Source organism: Streptomyces sp. HSW2009 (genome assembly GCF_040240285.1).
Taxonomy (GTDB): Bacteria; Actinomycetota; Actinomycetes; order Streptomycetales; family Streptomycetaceae; genus Streptomyces.
In genome coordinates this window covers 1-314 of sequence record NZ_JBEHZD010001212.1, presented here as the reverse complement: position 1 = coordinate 314, position 314 = coordinate 1, and the positions used below count along the sequence as shown (strand labels likewise).

Genomic DNA, 314 nt, shown 5'->3' with positions numbered 1-314 from the left:
TCCCAACCCCGCGACACCGGAAACCCCCCCCACACCACCCGCCCACCCCCCCCCCCCACCCCCCCCCCCCCCGGCGCCCCCGCCCCCCCCCCCCACCCCCCACCCCACCCCCCCACCCCCCCCCCCGCCGCCCCCCCCCCCCCCACCCCCCCCCCCACCGCCCCCGTTCCCCCCCCCCCCCCCCCCCCCCCCCCCCCCACCCCCCCCCGGCCCCCCCCCCCCCCCCACCCCCCCCCCCCCCCCCCAAACCCCCCCCGGCCCCCCCCCACCCCACCAAAACAAAACCCCGCGACACACCCACCGACACCCCACCC

Annotated in this window: 1 protein-coding gene; it reads right to left on the bottom strand. The window is 86.3% G+C overall.

The window, feature by feature from the left end:
* Window positions 1-269, bottom strand: a 269-nt coding sequence (locus tag AAHZ94_RS36595; RefSeq protein WP_349997709.1) for a hypothetical protein, incomplete at its 3' end; no start/stop codon positions are given.
* Between the last annotated feature and the right edge of the window lie 45 nt (window positions 270-314).